Consider the following 15,296-nt stretch of genomic DNA (forward strand, 5'->3'; position numbering starts at 1 on the left):
CGGGTCGGGAGCGGGACGCGGTCCGCCTCAGCCGCGCACCGCGGCTCGGCTCAGTAGGACTGCAACTCGACGAGGGTCCCGTCCGGCGTTCGCAGGTGCGCCGTACGGAGGCCGGGTCCCCAGGCCGGCCGGTCCTGGGGATCCGCGACGATCTCGGCGCCGTGCGCGACGAGGCACGGCGCGGCGTCGTCCACGCTGTCCACCCGGAAGACGAGCATCGAGGCGTCCTGCCCGGCGGGCCGGGCCGGCAGGGCTCCGGTGCCGACCACCGCCGCGACGGCGGCGCGGGAGAACAGGACGAGGACACCCTCGCCGTTCAGGTCCCAGTTGGCGTATCCGGCCTCCGGGATGACCTTCACGGGCTCGATGCCCAGGAGGTCACGGAGCGCGGCGGTCCAGAATTCGGCGGCGGTGGCGAAGTCCTCCACAAGGAGGCGGGGATGGAGAGCGTCCATGGATCGATCCTATTCGCCACCCCGGCAGGGGAATTGAGCGGGTGAGCGGGCGCGGGAGGGGTCCTCGTCGGACTTAGGATGGCGCGGTGCTGGTGAAGTGGATTCGCTGTGGGGTCGTGGACCGGGCGGGGTTCGAACGGGGGCAGCGGAAGTGGGCGGGGCTGCGGGGACAGCCGGGATTCCGGGGGCAGGGCGGCGGCTGGAGCCGCGCGCAGCCGGGCGTGGCGCACCTTTTCGCGTTCTGGGACAGCAGGGCGGCGTACGAGGCCTTCATGACGGGCGGCGCGCACGACCAGCTCGCGGGGTCGCAGGCCGATTCGTACGAGAACCTCGGGGTGCTGCTCTTCGAGCACCTGATGGACGTGCGGGTGGGCTTCGAGGCGCGCTTCGCCGACGTCGATCTGCTGCGTGTCGCGCATTCGAGGGTGCGGCCAGGACGCGGCGAGCACTTCGTCGAGATGCAGAAGAAGGTGTGGAACCCGGCGATGGCCGGGTCGCCCGGACTGCTGCGCGGGGCCTTCGCCGAGGGGTCGGACAGCGACTTCCTGGTGCTGTCCCTGTGGATCTCGGCGAACGAGCGCGGCAAGTACCGCCCCGCCGCGATGACGAGGCTGGGGGAGCGCACCGAGCTGGAGGCCGATGTGGTCTCGGTGGCAGGCGACGTCGTGGACATCGTGCAGGCGTGGACGGTGTGACGGGGCCGCCGGCGGCCGGGAGCGCCCTGGGGGGCGCGTCGGCCGCGGAGGCCGTACCGGCGCGCCCGGGCTCCGTCCCGGGAATAGGCTGATCAGTATGGGCAGACCTCGCCACATCGTGCTGATCCGGCACGGAGAGTCTCAGGGCAATGCCGACGACACCATCTACCAGAGGGTGCCGGACCATGCTCTTGAGCTCACCGCGACCGGTCGCCGCCAGGCCGCGTCCGCGGGGGAGAACCTGCGGGCGCTGTTCGGCGACGAACCGGTCCAGGCGTTCGTGTCGCCCTACCGCCGCACCTGGCAGACCTTCCGCGGGCTGGACCTCGATCCGTCGCTGACCCACGCGATGGAGGAGCCGCGGCTCCGGGAGCAGGACTGGGGGAACTGGCAGGACGTCGAGGACGTGCAGCGGCAGCGCAAGGCCAGGGACGCCTACGGGCACTTCTTCTACCGCTTCGCGCAGGGCGAGTCCGGGGCCGATGTGTACGACCGGGTGGGTGCGTTCCTGGAGACCCTCTACCGGGCCTTCGACAAGCCGGACTTCCCGCCGAACGTCCTGCTGGTCACCCATGGACTGACCATGCGGCTGTTCTGCATGCGGTGGTTCCACTGGACGGTTGAGGAGTTCGAGTCGCTGTCCAACCCGGGCAACGCCGAGAGCCGCACCCTGCTCATCGGACCCTCCGGCCGCTACACCCTCGACCGCCCGTTCGCGCGGTGGCGGTTTCCCGACCCCCTGGTGGGCGAAGGATTCCGCAGGTGAGTTTGCGCACAGGGTGATTGACCGGGATCAGGCACGATGTCAGAGTTTCCGACGCGATGACCGCTCACCCTGTTGACTCCGAAAACACCTCCCGCGCCCTGGCAAGTCTGCGCGGGCTGGCCGTCGGCGATGCCCTCGGCTCCCAGTTCTTCGTCCCTTCCAACTACCAGGCCCTCCAGAACGGCGGGCTGCCGCCCGGTGTCTGGCAGTGGACCGACGACACCGAGATGGCCTGCTCCGTGCTGGCCGTGCTGGCCGCCCACGGCCGCATCGACCAGGACGCCCTGGCGATGTCCTTCGCGGAGCACCATGACTTCGACCGCGGCTACGGCCCGGCCGTGAACCGCATGCTGCGCCTCATCCGGCAGGAGGGCGCCGACTGGCGTGAGCTGGCCGCGGGCCTGTTCAACGGCCAGGGCTCGTGGGGCAACGGCGCCGCCATGCGGGTCGCCCCGCTGGGCGCCTGGTACGCGGGCGACGCCGAGCAGGCGACGCACCAGGCCGAGATCTCGGCGTACACCACCCACCAGCACCGTGAGGCCGTGGTCGGCGCGATGGCCGTCGCGGCCATGGCGGCGCTGGTCGCCGACCCGGACGGCCCGAAGGACCCCTCGGCGCTGCTCGGCGCGGTGCTGGACCTGGTGCCGACCAGCGCGGTGAAGGCCGGCATACGGCGCGCGCGCGACATGCTCGACTACGCGGACGTGGCGACGGTGGCGGCGGTGCTCGGCTGCGGCCGGCGCACCAGCGCGCACGACACCGTGCCGTTCGCGCTGTGGTCGGCGGCCCGGCACCTGGACGACTACCAGCAGGCGTTCTGGACGACGGCCAAGGCGGGCGGTGACGTCGACACCACCTGTGCGATCGTCGGCGGGATCATCGCCTCACGGCCGACCGGGCAGCCGCCGGCCGAGTGGCTGGAGCGCACCGAACCGCTTCCGCCGTGGGTCGCGGCGCCCGCGGAGGCCTGAGACCCGGCGGACCGCGTCAGCCCACTGCCGCTCCGCCGCTCGGCCGCCCGCACCGGGCCGGGCGGCGGCGCGGCGTCAGGCCGCCGGTGCGGCGGACTTCCCGCTGAGCGCTTCCAGGTCGCTCCTGCGCACCCGCACCACGAACAGCGCGGTCAGCACCGCCAGGACGACGAAGCCGACGGCGGCCATGAAGGCCGTGGATATGCCCTGGGAGAGCACGTCGTGCCCCCAGGGGGCGGGCAGCTCATGGGTCTTCGCGAACTCGGCCTTCTGCTGCGGGGTGGCCTTGGCGAGGAAGTCCGGCAGCTGGTCGCCGAACTCGTTCCGGCTCGCCGTGCCGAAGACGGTGACCAGGATCGACAGCCCGAGCGAGCCACCGACCTGCTGGGTGGCGTTGAGGAGCCCGGACGCGGCGCCCGCCTCGTGCTGGGCCACCCCGGAGACGGCGGTCAGGGTGAGCGTCACGAAGTTCAGCCCCATGCCGAAGCCGAAGAGCACCATGGGGCCGAGCACCCCGCCGGGATAGCCGCTGCCCGGCTCGAGCCGGGTGAGCCAGGCCATGCCGGCGCCGGTCAGCAGGGTGCCGGTGACGAGGAACGGTTTCGGGCCGAGCACGGGCAGCAGCCGCGTCGAGAGGCCGGCACCGGTCACGATCGCGACGGTGATCGGGAGGAACGCGAGGCCGGAGTCGATCGGGCTGTAGCCGAGGACGTTCTGCACGAACAGGACGATGAAGAAGAACATGCCGAACATCGCCGCGGCCAGACTCAGCATGATCACGTAGGTGCCGGAGCGGTTGCGGTCGGCGAACATCCGCAGCGGCGTGATCGGATCGGCGGCCCGCCGCTCGACCACCACGAACAGGGTCAGCAGCACGACGGCCGCCCCGAAGGCGGCGAGCGTCACCGAATCCTTCCAGCCGGAGTCGGCGGCCCGGATGAAGCCGTACACGAGCGACGCCATACCGCCCGTGGAGGTGATGGCGCCGAGAATGTCGAAGCGCCCGGTCTGCCGGTCGGACTCGTTGATGAACAGCGGTGCGAGGAAGGCGATCAGCAGGCCGATGGGCACATTGACGAAGAGCACCCAGCGCCAGTCGAGCCATTGGGTGAGCATGCCGCCGGCGAGCAGGCCGATGGCGCCGCCGCCCGCGGAGACGGCGGCGAACACGCCGAACGCCTGGTTGCGTTCCGGGCCTTCGGGAAACGTGCTGGTGATCAGGGCCAGCGAGGTGGGTGAGGCGATGGCGCCGCCGACGCCCTGCAGCGAGCGGGCCGCGAGCAGCTGCCAGGGTTCCTGGGCGAAGCCGCCGAGCAGGGACGCGAGCGAGAACAGCAGGATGCCGAAGACGAACACCCGACGCCGGCCGAGGATGTCGCCCGCCCGGCCGCCGAGCAGCAACAGGCCGCCGAAGGTGAGGGTGTAGGCGTTGAGCACCCAGGACAGATCTGTGGTGGAGAAGGACAGTGCGTCCTTGATGTGGGGAAGTGCGATGTTCACAATCGTGGCATCGAGGACCACCATGAGCTGACAGGCGGCGATGACTGCGAGAGCGATACCGGGTCGTCCCTCGCGCCGGGCGGTGCCGGGCGGGCGCGATACGTGTACTTGAGAGGTCGTCACAGATGATCCCCCATCAGTGATTTAGTGAACGACACCGTTCACTATATGCTTCAACGGAGGTTTGTCGATGGGTACTTCGCAGCGAATCCGGTCGGGGGCACCGGTTCTGCCGCGCCGCCGCGGGTCGGTTCTGGAACGCGCGATCCTCGACGCGGCTCTGGAACAGCTGGGTGCCGTCGGCTGGGCCGGGATGACCATGGAGGGCGTCGCGGCGCGCGCCCAGACGGGCAAGGCGGCGCTCTACCGCCGCTGGCCGTCGAAGGAGGCGCTGGTCGCCGACGCGCTGCGGCTCGGGCTGCCGCAGATCGGCGCCCCGCCGGACCTGGGCACCCTCCGGGAGGACCTGCTGTGCCTCGTGATGCGGATGCGCGAGGCGATGTACTCCCAGGGCGGCATCGCGCTGCGGGCCGTTCTGGACGAGTGCGACCACGCCGCCGCCCAGCCGTTCGTCGACCTGATCATCCAGGGCGTGATCGAACCGGGGAAGGAACTCATCCTGGACGTGGTGCGGCGCGGGATCACCCGCGGCACGGTGCGCGCCGACGCCACCGCGGCCATCGTCGCCGACGTGGCGCCCGCCCTGATGATGTACCGCGCCAAGATCGGCGACCACCGGATCGGCGAGCAGGACATGGCCGATCTGGTCGATCATGTGATGCTCCCGCTGCTCCGCCCCTGACAGGGGAGTACCCTGGTCCCCGCCATGCCGTATGAACCTCCCACCCACAGCGTCGAACGCTCCCTGCGCGCCACCCTCGGGGCGAAGATCGTCGCCGGCGTCGACGAAGTGGGCCGCGGTGCCTGGGCCGGGCCCGTCACCGTCTGTGCGGCCGTCACCGGTCTGCGCCGGGCGCCCGAAGGCCTCACCGACTCCAAGCTGATCCCCGCCCCGCGCCGCGCCCCGATGGCCGCGCTGCTGGCCGACTGGGTGACGTCCTACGCCCTCGGCCACGCGAGCGTCGAGGAGGTCGACACCCTCGGCATGACCGCCTCCCTGCGACTGGCGGCGGTCCGCGCGCTCGAAGGACTGCCGGAGCGCCCGGACGCGGTGATCCTGGACGGCAAGCACGACTACCTCGGCGGGCCCTGGCGGGTGCGCACCGTCATCAAGGGCGATCAGTCCTGTGTCTCGGTGGCCGCGGCCTCGGTGATCGCCAAGGTGCACCGCGACGCCGCGATGGCCGAACTGGGCGCGGACCACGCGCCGTTCCGCTTCGCCGACAACGCCGGCTACCCCTCGCCCGTACACCGTGCGGCCCTGGAGGAACTCGGCCCCACACCGCACCACCGGCTGTCCTGGTCGTACCTCGACGCGCTGCCGCGCTGGCGGCACCTGAAGAAGGTCCGGGCTCCCGCCGACCCTGGGGAGCAGCTCGGTTTCGATTTTTGACGACCCACCGCTGCGCAATCGCGGCGTATTTGATAGACATCAGCCCATGCCTCTCATCCCCGAGGAGCCTCAGATTCACGAGAGTGTCCCGGGTCCCCGCTCAGCTCCGGCCGCAGGCCGCAGCGCGTCGACCCCCCGTCCTGTCCCCGGTCCCCGTCCTACACCCCGCCCCGGGCCTCCGCGCGCCGGTCACGCGGCCAACGCCGGGCCCGGCCGGCCCGGTCCGGCCCGTGGGCCCGCCCCGACCGCTGCCGCCACCGTGACGGCCACCACCACGGCCACCGCGCCGTCGGTGCCGCGTCCGTCGGCCGGCACCGGGGGCGTCACCACCACCGCGCGGATCCAGCTCATCCCGGCCCCGGCCGACGGCGCGATCGACGCCGCCGACGAGGCGGTCGACCTGCTGCTGGACACCGGCCGCGCGCCCGGAGAGATCCTGGTGCTCACCACGGGCGAGCACCACCCGTGGGCCGCACATGAGTTGTCCTTCGGCGAGACGTCCTACTGGTCGCAGCACGACGCGGGTGACGACGTCTTCTACGCCGGCATCACGGCCGAACGTGCCGTCGGCCGTCAGGTCGTGGTCGTCGCGGTCAACGGCGGAACCGCCGAGGCCGCCGCGCTGGGGCTGCCCACCGCGCTGGCCCGCGCCGGCACCCTGCTGATCGTGTGCGGCGACCCCGGGCTGATCAACGGGGCGGTCGCCGCGAAGGCCTGACCGAAGGCCTGACCGAAGGCCTGGTCAGCGAGCGGCTGTGCGGCGCAGCGCTTCCGGCGCCCCTTGCGGGCGCAGGGTCGCTGCGCCGTCCTGCCGTTCGGTGAAGGGGTGGGAATTCGGGGTGCGGCCACCGCGGTTCTCGCCCAGGACCTGCCAGCCGTCCCGGGTGAGCGTGACGTACGCGCCGCAGCGCAGCCCGTGCAGCATGCACGCGTCGCGCAGGCCCCACATCCACGCGCCGTCCTTTTCGGTCCAGCCGGGAGTGCCGTCCCGGCACAGCAGCAGCACCGCGGTCCGCGCCGGTGCGCGCCGCCGCAGATCGTGCGGGAGCACCCGGCGCAGATGCGCGAGGATCGCATTGCGGTGCTCCCAGCCGTCGACGACCCCGGTACTGCCGGTGAACGAGGCACTCGCTGCGAGCCGGCCCTCCGGTTCGAACACCGCGACCACGGCGGTGACCGGAGTGGGGAGATGCCGGGACTGCAGATCCTTGACGACCTCACGCGGGTTGGCGAGCAGCGGGATTCCCGCGGCCGTCCACTCGGCTGGTTCCAGGCTGCGGGAGAGTCGGGAGGAGGCACGCGTAGTGGTCTCCGGAGCGAAACCGATGGTCACGTTCCTCCCTTCGGTGGACGCACCCGGCGACCGGGGCGCGGGCGCACGCCGGTCAGGGGGCTCGATGAGCCGGTCGGGGATCCAGCGCCAATTCTTCCCCGCATGGCTGCGAGCGGCAACGGGTACTCGAAGCTTCTGACCGGTTATGGACGCCTGCGTCTGATAGATCCTACTCATCGTCTCAAACGTCGATACCCATCACCCCTGCGCGGCCAGGACCAGCGGGAACACCGCGGTCGCGCCCGCCTTGCGCAGCAGTCGAGCCGCGACGGCCAGAGTCCAGCCCGTGTCGGCCAGATCATCCACCAGCAGCACCGGGCCGGGCGTCGCGGCCAGTGTCGCGGCCAGTTCCGGCGGGACGGTGAACGCGCCGTGCAGTGCCCGCAGCCGCTGCGCGCTGTTGCTGCGCGGTACCCGGCCGGGCCCGTCCTCCATCGTGTAAGCGATCTGCCCGAGAAGCGGCATCCGTCCGATCTCGGCGATGCGCGCGCCCAGAGTTCCGATGAGCTGCGGGCGGGTGTGGGACGCGACGGTGACGACGCCGACGGGCCGCTGCGGGGCGTCCGCCTCACCGCTCGCCCACCCGCCATGGCCCTTCGCCCAGTCCGCCAGCACCCGCACCACCGCGTCCGCCGCGTCGCTGGGTACAGCCTGGTCCGGTGCGCCGTCGGCCAGCAGCGGGCGCAGCCGGTTGCCCCATCCGATGTCCGAGAGCCGGCCGAGCGCCCGCCCGGACGCCGCCTGCTCACCGGCCGGGATCCGGCCCTTGAGGTCGAGCCCGATCGCCTGCAGCCCGGTCGGCCACATCTTGCGCGGTTCCACCTCGATGCCGGGGCGGCCGAGCGCCGCCCGCGCCGCGTCCAGCGCCGCGCCGGAGACCTCGATGCCGAACCGGGCACCGGCGCAGTTGTCGCAGCGGCCGCACGGCGCGGCCTCCTCGTCGTCCAGCTGGAGCCGCAGGAACTCCATGCGGCAGCTGGTGGCCGACGCGTAGTCGCGCATCGCCTGCTGCTCGGCTTCACGCTGCCGCGCGACCCACGCGTACCGCTCGGTGTCGTACGCCCACGGCTGCCCGGTGGAGGTCCAGCCGCCGCGCACCCGGTGCACCGCCCCGTCCACGTCCAGGACCTTGAGCATGATCTCCAGCCGGGACCGGCGCAGGTCCACCCGCGCCTCCAGCGCCGGGACGGACACCGGGCGTCCCGCGTCGGCCAGCACCTCCAGGGTGCGGCGCACCTGCTCCTCGGTGGGGAACGCGAGGGACGCGAAGTAGCGCCAGATCGCCTCGTCCTCGCGCCCCGGCAGCAGCAGCACCTCCGCGTGGTCCACCCCGCGCCCGGCGCGGCCCACCTGCTGGTAGTAGGCGATGGGGGAGGACGGCGATCCGACGTGCACGACGAATCCGAGGTCCGGCTTGTCGAACCCCATGCCCAGCGCGGACGTCGCGACCAGCGCCTTGACCCGGTTGGCCAGCAGATCCGCCTCGGCCGCCATGCGGTCGGCGTTCTCCGTCTTGCCCGAGTACGAGGCCACCGGGTACCCGCGCTGCCGCAGGAACGCGGTGATCTCCTCGGCGGCGGCGACCGTGAGGGTGTAGATGATGCCGGAGCCCGGCAGGGTGTCGAGATGATCGGCGAGCCAGGCCAGCCGGTGGGCCGCGTCCGGCAGCCGCAGCACCCCGAGCGACAGGCTCTCGCGCTCCAGCGGCCCGCGGAGCACGAGCGCGCCCTCCTCGCCCGTCCCGGCCGTGCCGGTGCCCAGCTGGTCGGCGACGTCCGCGGTGACCCGGGCGTTGGCGGTGGCGGTGGTGGCCAGCACCGGGACCCCCGGCGGCAGGTCCGCCAGCATAGTGCGCAGCCGCCGGTAGTCGGGACGGAAGTCATGACCCCAGTCGGAGATGCAGTGCGCCTCGTCGACGACCAGCAGCCCGGTCGTCGCCGCGAGCTTGGGCAGCACCTGGTCGCGGAAATCGGGGTTGTTCAGCCGCTCGGGGCTGACCAGCAGCACATCCACGTCGCCCGCCGCGACCTCGGCCTCGATGGTGTCCCACTCCTCGGTGTTCGCCGAGTTGATCGTCCGGGCCCGGATTCCGGCCCGTTCCGCGGCCTCGACCTGGTTGCGCATCAGCGCGAGCAGCGGCGAGACGATCACGGTGGGGCCGCCACCGCGCTGGCGCAGCAGCGCGGTGGCCACGAAGTACACCGCGGACTTCCCCCAGCCGGTGCGCTGCACGACCAGCGTCCGGCGGCCGTGCGCCACCAGCGCCTCGACCGCCAGCCACTGGTCCTCGCGCAGCCGGGCGGTGCCGGTGGAGTCACCGACGAGGCGGCTCAGAACGGTGTCGGCCGCGGTACGAAGCGCGGTGGGGGAGTCAGTCATGCCCCCCATGCAACCTGATGCCACCGACAACACGCGAACCGCGCACCGAACCTGTGGACAACTCGGCCCCGAAGTTATCCACAGGTTTTTGGGGGGTCTGGCGGAGATCACCGGCCTGCGGGACCGTCGGGCCATGACACAGCACATCGAATCGCCCCGGTCCGAGAACGATCCCAAGGTCACCCTGCGCAGCCCGGCCGACCTGGCCGACGCCCTGCCGTATCTGATGGGATTCCATCCCAGCGACTCCGTCGTCATGGTCGCCCTGCACGGCGACCACGGCCGCTTCGGCGGCCGGCTGCGCCTGGGAATTCCCGAGGATTCCGCGGAGTGGCCCGAGGTCGCCTCGCAGCTGGCGGACTGTCTGGTGCGGGGCAGCGAGCAGCGCGGTGACCGGGCCGCCTCGATCGTCCTGTTCCTGTGCCAGGACCCGTCGGACACCGAGCGGCCGGCCCAGGTCATGGAGCGCCTGCGGCCGCTGGCGCAGCGGCTGCGCACGGCCTGCGGCGCCCTGGACGTGCCGGTGGTCGAGGCGCTGTGCGTCTCGGCGGGCCGCTGGTGGTCCTACTGCTGCCCCGGCACCGACTGCTGTCCCGCCGACGGCTTCACCATCGCGACCTCGGGCGACTCGGTGATGGCCGCGGCCGCCGCGTACGCCGGCATCAACGTGCGCGGTTCGCTGCGGGACATGGAGTCCCGGCTCGTCCCGTCGGTCACCGAGCGGACCGCCGGGCAGGCACGGGCGCTCGACATGGCCTGCGCCGAACTCGTCCCGCGGATCCTGGACGTGGGCGACTGCGAGGCCGTACGGCACCGGACGCTGACCCTGGTCGGCGCGGCGCTCGAACGCTTCCGCGCCACCCCGGCGGACGGGGACGCGAGCCGCAGTGACCAGCGTGATGACGCGCTGCTCGGCGACGACGAAGCCGCCGAGATCATCCTGGGCCTGCAGGACCGCGCCGCGCGGGACCGGGCGGCGGAGTGGATGGAGCCGCCGCACACCGACCCCGCGCTGCGCCTGTGGCGGGCCCTTGCCCGGCGGTGCGTCGGACCGTACGAGGACCATGCCGCCGCCCCGCTGACCCTGGCCGGCTGGGTCGCCTGGGCCTCCGGGGACGAACCGGAGGCGCGCGTCGCGCTCGGCCGCGCGCTCGACCTCGATCCCGGATACACCTTCGCCCGGCTGCTCCATCACTCGGTGAACGAGGGACTCGACCCCGAGCCGCTGCGCCAGTGCCTGCGCCAGGAGCGGCGGCAGCGGGTGATCGACGCGTCTAAAGCTCGCCGCGGACCAGTCGGATCAGCCGGTCGAGGACCCGGCCGCCGCTCACCCGGAGACCGTCGTGCTCGTACTCGTCGGTGACCCAGGTGCGCAGGCCGCGTACCCCGCGCGCGGTGGCCAGCGAATCGGCGGTGTCGACGTACATGTCGTCGTGGTAGACCGCCGCCGCCACCGGCACCTCGTTGCGGGCCAGCTGAGCCGGGTCGTACAGGTCAGGCCAGCCCTCGCGCAGCGCCAGCCGGTCGGCCGCGGCGCGGAGCGGGACGAGCGCGGGGTCGCCGGTGAACATCCAGGGGTAGATCATCTCGCCGGTGAACAGCACCGGTCCCTGGCCCGCCAGTGCCTTGTCCACGTCGAACTGAGGGAACTCCAGATGCGCGGCCTGCGCCGCCCAGCCGGTGCCCGCGGCCGACACCGAGCGCTGCGCGTAGACCGACTCGTGGAGCACGGCGTACAGCGGATTGGCCGCGAACGACAGATGACCCTGCGCCTCGGCGAGGAAGCCGTCCGAGAGCACCGGGCCGTCCGTGCCGGGAAGGAAGGCGTCCTCCAACAGGTAGTGCAGGGTGTGCGAGCCGGTGCCCGTGCCCAGCATCAGACCCAGCGACTGGAACGCCTCCGCGGTGAACCGGCCGCCGTCCGGCAGCGTCACGTCGTGGTCGCGCAGATGACGCGCGACGGAGCGCGCTGCCTCCACGTCCCCGGGATAACGGTCGTAGTGCTCGGTGTTCTTGCGCTCCACCCGGGGGAACGCCGAGCGGTAGACGTCGCCGGCGCTGCTGCGCAGCCCCGGCAGACCGCCGGTGATGAACGCCTCCCGCAGACCGTCGGGGGCCAGCGACAGATAGGTCAGCGCGCAGAAGCCGCCGAAGCTCTGCCCCAGCAGGCTCCACCGGCCCTCGGCGCCGAGCAGTTCACGGCGGATCAGTTCGCAGTCCCGCACGATGGAGTCGGCCCGGAAGTGCGCGAGATACTCCGACTGGGCGGCGCCGTCGCCGCGCGCGGGCAGGGTCTGCCGGTTGGCGGGGGTGGACCGGCCGGTGCCGCGCTGGTCGAGCAGCAGGACCCGGTAGTCGTCCAGGGCCCGGGTCAGCCAGCCGTCCCGGCCGAGCGGGCGCGGGGAGCGACCGCCGGGACCGCCCTGCAGGAACAGCAGCCACGGCAGCGGCTCGCCCTCCCGGCCCGCGGCCACGACTTCACGGGCGTACACCTGGATCCGCTCCCCGGTGGGGGCAGCGTGGTCGAGCGGTACGTCGAAAGCGTGGTCGGTCACAACGGTGCCGGGCTGGCGGTACACGGCCATGGCGTCTCTTTCCGGTGGTGCGGGCGGATACCGGGGAAGCGATCCCTGTCCAGGAACGGTAGACGGGCCGTGACCCGGGTGCCCACACGGCCGTTCACCGGGATGTGAACCCGCCGCCGACCGCCCCGACCGTTCCCGCTCCCACCGCCCTGACCAGGCCCGCTTCCGGCCCGCAGCCCGTGCACAGCTCGGTGATCTGTGTCGCCGCCCCTTCGCTCGTCGTCTCCGCCGAGGACGGACAGCTGCGAGGACAGGGGCTCGACGGTTTCTACCAGGAGGGCCGGCGGGTGCTGGCGCGCTGCGAGGTGCGGCTCGCGGGAGCCGAGCCGATCCCCGTGCTGGGCACGCTGCTCAGCGCGGACCGGGCGCGGTTCGTGGCGGTGGTCAGGATCCCGGGTGACACCGGACCCGATCCGGCGGTCACGGTGGAGCGGCTGCGGGACGCCGACGGTACCGAGCGGATCACCGTTCTCAACACCGGGCCGGCCGTGCTCCGGCTGCCGCTCGAAGTGGCACTGGGCACCGACCTCGCCGAACTCGGCGCGGCGGCCGCGGGGCGGGCGGGGCCCGATCTGCCGGCCAGCGTCTGTGACGCGGGGCTGCGCTGGTCGCATGCCGGTATCGGGGTCAGGGTCACCGCACGGCCGGCCCCCGCCGGCGTGCTGGCTTCGGCCGGCGTGCTGCGCTGGGAGCTGGCGGTGCCGCCCGGGGCCGCCCGGACCTTCGAACTGCGGGTGTCCCGGGAATCCGCGGCGCACGGGTCCGCGGTCTCCGCGCCCGTGCGCGGTGACCGGGCGCCCGTGCCCTGGTCCGCGGCGGAGTTGTCCGGCGACGACGCCAGGGGTGAGGCGCTGCTGCGGGGCAGTCTGGACGGCCTGCGGGCGCTCCTGCTACGCGACCCGGCGCGGCTCGCCGACGTCCATGTGGCGGCGGGCGCCCCCTGGCGGATGGGACTGGCGCCCGCCGACGCGCTGTGGACGGCCCGGATGCTGCTGCCGCTCGGCACCCGGCTGGCCGCCGGCACCCTGCGCACCCTCGCGCGGCTCCAGGACCGGGACAGCGGCCGGATCCCGGGTGTGCTGCGGCACTCGGGTCCGCATCTGCCGCCCACCTGCTCCGGCGTCGAGGCCACCCTGCTGTTCGTCACCGTCCTGGCGGAGGCCCGGCGCTGGGGGATGCCGGAACGGGAGGCCGAGCTGCTGCTGCCCGCCGCCGAGCGCTGCCTCGGCTGGCTGCGCACGGTCGCGGACGCGGCGGGCTATGTGCCGGACCCCGCCCCCGGCGGCCCGCTCCGCTGCGAGGTGCAGGCCCACGCCCACCGGGCCGCGCTGCACGGCGCCGACCTCCTCGACGCGTACGGCCGCCCCGGAGCCGGCGCGTGGCGCGAGTACGCGGCGGGGCTGCGCGGGCGGTTCCAGGAGGACTTCTGGGTCGACGACCGCGGCGGCGGCCGGCCCGCCGCCGCGCTCACCCCCGGCGGCCGGCAGATGATCCATCTCGGCTCGGCCGCGGTCCACCTGCTCGACACCGGACTGCTCGGCGGCGGCACGCTCGCCGAGGGGCTGCTCGGCAAGGCGCGGACCGGGCAGCTGGCGCGGCTGCTCGGAGCCCCCGATCTCGACTCCGGATGGGGTCTGCGGACGCTCTCGGCCAGAGCACCGGGACACAGTCCGTTCGGCCACCGGGGTGGTGCGGTGCGGGTCCATGAGAGTGCCCTCGCCGTGTCGGGGCTGGCCGCCGCCGGCTACGAGAAGGAGGCGGCCGCCCTCCTGCGCGGCGTCCTGGACGCCGCCGGGACCTTCGGACGGCAGCTGCCCGAGATGTACGCGGGCGAACAGCGCGCCGCCGACCGGACACCGCTGCCGCACCCCACCGCCTGCCGTCCGTCCGCTGTCGCCGCCGCGGGCGCCGTCCATCTGCTGACCTCGCTCGCGGGAGTACGCCCCGACGCTCCCGGCGGCGTCGTCGCGGTACGGCCGATGAGTACCGCTCCGCTGGGCGCGGTGCGCTTCTCGGGGCTGCGGGTGGACGAGCAGCCGTTCGCGGTGCGGGTCAGCAGGCTCGGCATGGCGATGGTCGAGGAGGCCGCCCCCGCCCTCCAGCTCGGCGCGTGAGCGGCGGTGCTGCCCGCAGGCGGCCTGCAGACGGACCCCAGGCGGATCGCAGGCGTCCCGTGCGGCCATTGGGTGCACCCGTCGGCGTGTCGTCCCTGGGTGGCACCCCAGCACCGCCCCCCCCGGGCGACACCCCGGCACCCCTGTGGCCTGTGGGGCGGACCGTGGCGGGGGAGACGGGGTGAAACAAGGGCGGGTGCAGGGGGCCATCCTGCTGTTTATCGTCAGGCAGACGACTATGATCGCGCCATGTCGCCCTACGACCCGTCGGCCTTTCCACCCTTCGCCGTCACCGTCGACCTGGTCGTGCTCACGGTGCGGGACCACGCCCTGTGCGCGCTGGCCGTCCGCCGGGGCGAGCCGCCCTACCAAGGGCGCTGGGCGCTGCCCGGCGGGTTCGTCAGAGCGGACGAGGACCTGTCCCAGGCCGCGGCCCGTGAACTCGCCGAGGAGACCGGCCTGCGCGCCCAGAGCGGCGCGCATCTGGAACAGCTGGCCACGTACGGCGACCCGCACCGCGACCCCCGGATGCGGGTGGTCAGCGTCGCCCATCTCGTCCTGGCGCCCGATCTGCCCGCGCCCCGCGCGGGCGGCGACGCGCGCAGCGCCCGCTGGGCCCCGGTCGGCTCACTCCTGGAGCAGGACGGTTTCGACACGGCGGGCGAGGCCGCTCCGCTGGCCTTCGACCACGCGCGGATCCTGGCCGACGGTGTAGAGCGTGCCAGGTCGAAGATCGAGTACTCCTCGCTGGCAACCGCCTTCTGTCCGCCCGAGTTCACCGTCGGTGAGCTGCGGCGGGTGTACGAGGCGGTGTGGGGGGTGGCCCTCGATCCCCGCAACTTCCACCGCAAGGTGACGGGCACCGTCGGATTCCTCGTACCGACCGGCGGTACGACGACCCGTCAGGGCGGCCGCCCCGCCCAGTTGTTCCAGGCCGGAGGGGCTGCTCTGCTCAATCCGCCCATGTTGCGACCAGAGGTCTGAT

14 protein-coding genes are annotated in these 15,296 nt (G+C 73.1%); 9 read left to right on the forward strand and 5 right to left on the reverse strand.

The genetic code is table 11. The features are described from left to right. Nucleotides 1-50 precede the first annotated feature (50 nt). Complete coding sequence (locus LNW72_RS29195) at nucleotides 51-455, reverse strand: VOC family protein (RefSeq protein WP_250978075.1); 405 nt, start codon at nucleotides 453-455, stop codon at nucleotides 51-53. 86 nt (nucleotides 456-541) lie between these two features. On the opposite strand from LNW72_RS29195, the gene LNW72_RS29200 reads away from it, so the two are divergent. The 3 genes from LNW72_RS29200 to LNW72_RS29210 all read left to right on the forward strand — a co-directional run bounded on the left by LNW72_RS29200 (nucleotide 542) and on the right by LNW72_RS29210 (nucleotide 2,887). Next, entirely contained in the window at nucleotides 542-1,150 is a 609-nt protein-coding gene (locus tag LNW72_RS29200) for a YdbC family protein (protein ID WP_250978076.1), read from the forward strand. A gap of 97 nt (nucleotides 1,151-1,247) precedes the next feature. Further along, the gene (locus tag LNW72_RS29205; protein ID WP_250978077.1) at nucleotides 1,248-1,916 is read left to right on the forward strand and encodes a histidine phosphatase family protein; all 669 of its coding nucleotides are present in this window, start codon (nucleotides 1,248-1,250) and stop codon (nucleotides 1,914-1,916) included. A gap of 56 nt (nucleotides 1,917-1,972) precedes the next feature. Beyond that, nucleotides 1,973-2,887: an ADP-ribosylglycohydrolase family protein gene (locus LNW72_RS29210; RefSeq protein WP_250978078.1), complete on the forward strand. Its 915-nt coding sequence runs from the start codon at nucleotides 1,973-1,975 to the stop codon at nucleotides 2,885-2,887. A gap of 75 nt (nucleotides 2,888-2,962) precedes the next feature. Here LNW72_RS29210 and LNW72_RS29215 read toward each other — a convergent pair whose 3' ends face one another. Further along, a complete protein-coding gene (locus LNW72_RS29215; protein ID WP_250978079.1) occupies nucleotides 2,963-4,510 on the reverse strand; it encodes an MFS transporter in 1,548 nt (515 codons plus the stop codon). Between the two features lie 67 nt (nucleotides 4,511-4,577). Between LNW72_RS29215 and LNW72_RS29220 the strand changes: the two genes are divergently transcribed. From LNW72_RS29220 to LNW72_RS29230, 3 genes are read left to right on the forward strand one after another with little or no spacing between them, the layout of a single operon-like run. Further along, on the forward strand, nucleotides 4,578-5,189 hold the full coding sequence (locus LNW72_RS29220; RefSeq protein WP_250978080.1) for a TetR/AcrR family transcriptional regulator: 612 nt from the start codon (nucleotides 4,578-4,580) through the stop codon (nucleotides 5,187-5,189). 24 nt (nucleotides 5,190-5,213) lie between these two features. Beyond that, a complete protein-coding gene (locus LNW72_RS29225; protein WP_250978081.1) occupies nucleotides 5,214-5,900 on the forward strand; it encodes a ribonuclease HII in 687 nt (228 codons plus the stop codon). 46 nt (nucleotides 5,901-5,946) lie between these two features. Beyond that, on the forward strand, nucleotides 5,947-6,618 hold the full coding sequence (locus LNW72_RS29230; protein WP_250978082.1) for a hypothetical protein: 672 nt from the start codon (nucleotides 5,947-5,949) through the stop codon (nucleotides 6,616-6,618). A gap of 24 nt (nucleotides 6,619-6,642) precedes the next feature. Here the strand turns inward: LNW72_RS29230 and LNW72_RS29235 are convergent, their stop codons facing one another. Both LNW72_RS29235 and LNW72_RS29240 read right to left on the reverse strand, forming a co-directional pair. Further along, nucleotides 6,643-7,233, reverse strand: coding sequence for a hypothetical protein (locus tag LNW72_RS29235; protein ID WP_250978083.1), 591 nt, complete (start codon nucleotides 7,231-7,233; stop codon nucleotides 6,643-6,645). 198 nt (nucleotides 7,234-7,431) lie between these two features. Continuing rightward, nucleotides 7,432-9,612, reverse strand: coding sequence for a RecQ family ATP-dependent DNA helicase (locus LNW72_RS29240; protein ID WP_250978084.1), 2,181 nt, complete (start codon nucleotides 9,610-9,612; stop codon nucleotides 7,432-7,434). Nucleotides 9,613-9,745: 133 nt separating this feature from the next. Between LNW72_RS29240 and LNW72_RS29245 the strand changes: the two genes are divergently transcribed. Beyond that, the gene (locus LNW72_RS29245; RefSeq protein ID WP_250978085.1) at nucleotides 9,746-10,975 is read left to right on the forward strand and encodes a DUF4192 domain-containing protein; all 1,230 of its coding nucleotides are present in this window, start codon (nucleotides 9,746-9,748) and stop codon (nucleotides 10,973-10,975) included. Here LNW72_RS29245 and LNW72_RS29250 read toward each other — a convergent pair. Next, nucleotides 10,887-12,197: an alpha/beta fold hydrolase gene (locus tag LNW72_RS29250; RefSeq protein WP_250978086.1), complete on the reverse strand. Its 1,311-nt coding sequence runs from the start codon at nucleotides 12,195-12,197 to the stop codon at nucleotides 10,887-10,889. The genes LNW72_RS29245 and LNW72_RS29250 overlap by 89 nt on opposite strands. Nucleotides 12,198-12,301: 104 nt before the next feature. On the opposite strand from LNW72_RS29250, the gene LNW72_RS29255 reads away from it, so the two are divergent. Together LNW72_RS29255 and LNW72_RS29260 are read left to right on the forward strand one after the other, a co-directional pair. Next, nucleotides 12,302-14,311 carry a glycogen debranching N-terminal domain-containing protein gene (locus tag LNW72_RS29255; RefSeq protein ID WP_374117350.1) on the forward strand — a complete coding sequence of 670 codons (2,010 nt, stop codon included), beginning with the start codon at nucleotides 12,302-12,304 and terminating at the stop codon, nucleotides 14,309-14,311. A 249-nt stretch (nucleotides 14,312-14,560) separates the two neighbouring features. After that, nucleotides 14,561-15,295 (forward strand): NUDIX hydrolase, encoded by a 735-nt coding sequence (locus LNW72_RS29260; protein WP_250978087.1) that lies wholly within the window; start codon nucleotides 14,561-14,563, stop codon nucleotides 15,293-15,295. Nucleotide 15,296: the final 1 nt, after the last annotated feature.

The sequence above is a fragment of the Streptomyces sp. RKAG293 genome, from assembly GCF_023701745.1.
Classification (GTDB): domain Bacteria; phylum Actinomycetota; class Actinomycetes; order Streptomycetales; family Streptomycetaceae; genus Actinacidiphila.

Bases quoted from the DNA above. Each gene is read 5' to 3' on its own strand.
- LNW72_RS29195 (WP_250978075.1), bottom strand. From the start codon at position 455: ATGGACGCTCTCCATCCCCGCCTCCTTGTGGAGGACTTCGCCACCGCC.
- LNW72_RS29205 (WP_250978077.1), top strand. From the start codon at position 1,248: ATGGGCAGACCTCGCCACATCGTGCTGATCCGGCACGGAGAGTCTCAG.
- LNW72_RS29210 (WP_250978078.1), top strand. From the start codon at position 1,973: ATGACCGCTCACCCTGTTGACTCCGAAAACACCTCCCGCGCCCTGGCA.
- LNW72_RS29220 (WP_250978080.1), top strand. From the start codon at position 4,578: ATGGGTACTTCGCAGCGAATCCGGTCGGGGGCACCGGTTCTGCCGCGC.
- LNW72_RS29225 (WP_250978081.1), top strand. From the start codon at position 5,214: ATGCCGTATGAACCTCCCACCCACAGCGTCGAACGCTCCCTGCGCGCC.
- LNW72_RS29230 (WP_250978082.1), top strand. From the start codon at position 5,947: ATGCCTCTCATCCCCGAGGAGCCTCAGATTCACGAGAGTGTCCCGGGT.
- LNW72_RS29240 (WP_250978084.1), bottom strand. From the start codon at position 9,612: ATGACTGACTCCCCCACCGCGCTTCGTACCGCGGCCGACACCGTTCTG.
- LNW72_RS29245 (WP_250978085.1), top strand. From the start codon at position 9,746: ATGACACAGCACATCGAATCGCCCCGGTCCGAGAACGATCCCAAGGTC.
- LNW72_RS29250 (WP_250978086.1), bottom strand. From the start codon at position 12,197: ATGGCCGTGTACCGCCAGCCCGGCACCGTTGTGACCGACCACGCTTTC.
- LNW72_RS29260 (WP_250978087.1), top strand. From the start codon at position 14,561: ATGTCGCCCTACGACCCGTCGGCCTTTCCACCCTTCGCCGTCACCGTC.